The organism is Paraburkholderia sp. BL18I3N2 (genome assembly GCF_003001875.1).
GTDB lineage: Bacteria > Pseudomonadota > Gammaproteobacteria > Burkholderiales > Burkholderiaceae > Paraburkholderia > Paraburkholderia phytofirmans.
In genome coordinates this window covers 1-3,985 of record NZ_PVNC01000055.1, presented here as the reverse complement: position 1 = coordinate 3,985, position 3,985 = coordinate 1, and the positions used below count along the sequence as shown (strand labels likewise).

The window sequence follows — 3,985 nt, the reverse complement described above, 5'->3', positions numbered from 1 at the left end:
AGCCGGATCGCGCCGACACGACGCGACAAGCGTCTGGCAGGTCGCGTAGGCGCTTACTACCGGCAAAACTTCGCATAGTTCTCCAAACCCTTTCTATATCGGCCGCTTACCTTCGTACAGTTGATGCAACCCTCGACTTCGGCTGGGCTTCGCGACGAATTGGGAGCAGCCGATTGCAGGTGCCAAATGCTTCAGCGACCCGGCCAAATGGATCTCGTGTCAATCGCGGTCAGATCGTGCGGAAGATGCGGGGGAAGTCTTTGGTAGATCCGGTGCGCAAGGCACGCGAACTCGATGTAATCTCCATCGTGGAAGAGGTTCAATCGGTCCGTGAAGCGTTGACGGAAATACTCTTTTCTTCGGGCTTCATCCCAGCACTGTTCCAGAGTGCAGATGATTTCTTGAAATCGCACCGTTTTCTCAGCAAGTCCTTCGCGTGCGTCAGGTCCACCCTCAAAGGCCGGACGGCGCATAGGAGGCAGTCGTGAATTTGGCCGTGTCCACAGATAGAGGACCTCTCTCCCTGCGCTCTCAGGTGCGGTGGAGGCTGGCTTGGGAAAATGAGTTGCGACTCGCCGACCACATCGAACTGTCCGAGTTCTTCCAAAATACCTACGGACCGACCGGGGCGTTTAATGCAAAACCATTCGAAGGCAATCACAGTTGGGCTGGTGCGAGGCCAGAGGTCCGTGCAATCGGCTACGACGCGCGCGGCGTAGCGGCTCATGTCGGCGCACTGCGTCGTTTCATCAAGGTTGGCGCAGTCGATCTACTAGTGGCCGAACTAGGATTGTACGCGGTACGTCCGGATCTCGAGGGACTCGGAATCCCTCATTTAATGCGCGTGATGTATCCCGTGTTGCAGGAACTTGACGTTCCATTCGGCTTCGGCACGGTTCGACACGCGTTGCGGCAGCATATTGCAAGGCTGCTCGGCCGACACGGTCTGGCGACTATTGTGTCTGGAGTTCGCGTGAGGTCGACCCTGCGAGAAGTGCATCTCGACACGCCGCCCACGCGCATCGAGGACGTACTCATTGTCGTCTTACCGATAGGACGGTCAATGAGCGATTGGCCGACCGGAACGATAATTGATCGGAATGGGCCAGAGCTGTGAGGCACTGCTTATCCGAAGCGCGCAGCGAGTGCGCTGACACCACCGGATGTCGCAGTGTTTATTTGACGTTTGACGACGGCCCTAGTCCACTTTGCACACCGGACGTCCTCGATGTGCTGGCGGAACACCGGGTGCCAGCGACTTTCTGTGTCATCGGCGCGTACGCAGCGAGTCAGCCGAAGCTGATCCAGCGAATGATCGCAGAAGGGCACGAGGTCGCAAACCACACGATGACTCATCCGGACCTGTCCAGATGCGAACCCACCGAAGTACAACAGGAAATATTAACGGCAAGCAGGGTCATCAGGATGGCGAGCCCCTAGGCTCCGCTGCGGTATATGCGTGCCCCGTATGGCATGTGGACCGAAGCAGTGCTCACTACGTCAGCGAGCGCTGGCCTGGCGCCCCTCCACTGGTCGGTAGACCCGCGAGACTGGTCCCGTCCCGGCGTGGACGCGATTGTCAGCGCAGTGCTGGCCTCTGTCCGGCCTGGCGCAATTGTACTCTTGCACGACGGATGCCCTCCCGATGAGTTGGGACGATGCACTCACGCTGGTCTGCGCGAGCAGACCCTCATGGCGCTTTCCCTCATGATTCCAGCATTGCATGACCGGGGGTTTGCAATCCGATCGCTTCCTCAACCTCAGCGGACGAACCAGACACCCTATGAACATGCTTGCCGCAACTAGCGCTTTCTCGTTTTATGCGCTGCTCTCGACTGTCTATAAAAGCACGCAGGCGCTTTATGCTCAGCCGACAAACGTGTCATCGCTGTCGGACGGCCTGGTCGACTCCGACGCTCTGCCGGGCGTGGATGTCATCGTTCCCTGCTTCAACGAGGATCCATGCACACTCTCGGCATGCCTAGAGTCCATTGCAAACCAGGACTACGACGGAAAACTGCGGGTCTATGTAGTTGATGATGGTTCTGCGAATCTCGACGCCGTGCGGCCGGTATACGATGCGTACACGCGCGATCCGAGATTCAACCTCATTACGCCTCCCCAAAATATGGGAAAGCGCAAGGCACAGATCGCCGCGATACGCCGCTCGTTTGGAGATTTGGTGCTTAACGTCAGATCGGACACGATAATCGGCTCAGACGTGGTCACGAAGCTTGCATTGAAAATGCAAAATCCAGCGATCGGCACGGCCATGGGTCAGTTGACGGCCAGCAACCGCAGCGATACCTGGCTGACCCGTCTGATCGATATGGGGTACTGGTTGGCTTGCAACGAAGAACGCGCCGCACAGGCTCGCTTCGGCGCTGTTATGTGCTGCTGCGGTCCGTGTACCATATACCGACGGTCCGTGCTTCTTTTGCTATTAGACCAGTACGAGACACAATTTTTTCGCGGGAAGCGGAGCGACTTCGGCGAGGACCGCCATCTCACAATTCTCATGCTGACCGCAGGTTATCGGACCGAGTACGTTCCGGACGCCATTGCGGCGACAGTCGTTCCAGACAGACTGGGGACGTATCTCCGCCAACAACTGCGCTGGGCGCGCAGTACCTATCCTCCTGCGGCGCCGAAGAAAATCGTCACCGACCAGTTGCGCAGCTACCCGGCCGCGAAAACGGAGATCCCTGAGCTCGCGAATGCGAAGCACGTGTTCGTCAAGGCTTGCGCGCGCGTGAACAACCCTGCTGAAAACAGTCATCAACCCACGCGTGAATGCGAGCGCCGGATGCGAGGTTTTCGCTTGCCCGAACGCACGCAGTCATTCCTGTCGTGCTTCGGTCCGATCCCCCAACACTTCGCTCAAGCGTCATCTGCTGAGCGCCTCGCTCTATCGCAAACAGCTCGCCGCGCGATTTGAAGCATGGCGTCTCTTCACCGGCATTGCCCAAGCTCCGACCACCGTGTTCTGAGACACGACTGTCCTGGCCGATATCTCGTCATGGAGTCAGCAACGTGACAGCGCCGTCGCAACCCCACCTCGACACATTGATGTCGTTCGGTCCTGGGGACCCCAAGCGCTCCCACTTCTCCGGAGGGAGGGCGGCGTCCATTCCATCTCGACCGGTCCATGGCCAAATTGCTTTTTTAATTATTTCGAGTATGCATCAAGCGAACAGGTTCGACCTTCCATTCGCTGGCGGATGGAGCTGATCGAGCCACCTGCAACACGACCGAATTGTCCGGAACGTAACATTCGCGACACGAACAATCGGACGATGCACCGCTATAACCCGACATTGTGCCGGTCAACATCCCGCAAATTGCGCTCCGACTGTAGATGCTCGCTTGGCACAACGCTTGCAATCCATCAGCGACAACTCAAGAGATCTGACATGCGCAATCCGATCATCAATGACACAACGCTTCGCGACGGCGAGCAGACCGCTGGCGTCGCATTTCGCACTGAGGAAAAATGCGCAATCGCCGCCGCACTGTCGCAGGCCGGCGTGGCCGAACTCGAAATCGGAATTCCTGCCATGGGTGAGGACGAAATGGCGTGCATCGCTGCAATCGTCGACCTGAACCTCGACGCCCGCCTGATGGTTTGGGGGCGCCTCACCGACGAGGATCTCACCGCGGCATTGCGTTGTGATGCCGATATCGTTCATCTCTCGGTTCCCGTTTCGGATATTCATTTGCAACACAAGCTGCGGCAGTCGCGCAGTTGGGTACTGGCGCAGATCGCACGCGTCGTCGGCGAGGCAGCGAAAAACCATCCAAGAATTTCCCTGGGCATGGAAGACGCCTCGCGCGCGGATCCCTCATTTCTCGTAGAAGTGGCTCAATGCGCGCAGCAGCACGGCGCCCAGCGCGTGCGCTTTGCCGACACTGTCGGTATCCTGGACCCCTTTAAGACCTTCTACGCCATTGCAGCGCTACGCGTTGCCGTCGATCTGGATATCGA

Annotated in this window: 2 protein-coding genes and 3 pseudogenes; all 5 read left to right on the top strand. The window is 58.1% G+C overall.

The genetic code is table 11. The features are described from left to right. Positions 1–484 precede the first annotated feature (484 nt). A complete protein-coding gene (locus B0G75_RS39855) occupies positions 485–1,117 on the top strand; it encodes a NodA family N-acyltransferase (protein ID WP_106286478.1) in 633 nt (210 codons plus the stop codon). Continuing rightward, positions 1,114–1,440: a polysaccharide deacetylase family protein gene (locus B0G75_RS41825; RefSeq protein WP_258194186.1), complete on the top strand. Its 327-nt coding sequence runs from the start codon at positions 1,114–1,116 to the stop codon at positions 1,438–1,440. The genes B0G75_RS39855 and B0G75_RS41825 overlap by 4 nt, the downstream gene beginning before the upstream one ends. Before the next feature lie 283 nt (positions 1,441–1,723). Beyond that, positions 1,724–2,572, top strand: a pseudogene (locus B0G75_RS41005) (glycosyltransferase); the annotation flags it as partial. Positions 2,573–2,644: 72 nt separating this feature from the next. Beyond that, positions 2,645–2,990 (top strand): annotated as a pseudogene (locus B0G75_RS41935) (DDE-type integrase/transposase/recombinase); the annotation flags it as partial. A 423-nt stretch (positions 2,991–3,413) separates the two neighbouring features. Then, a pseudogene (locus B0G75_RS39840) lies at positions 3,414–3,985 on the top strand (homocitrate synthase); the annotation flags it as partial.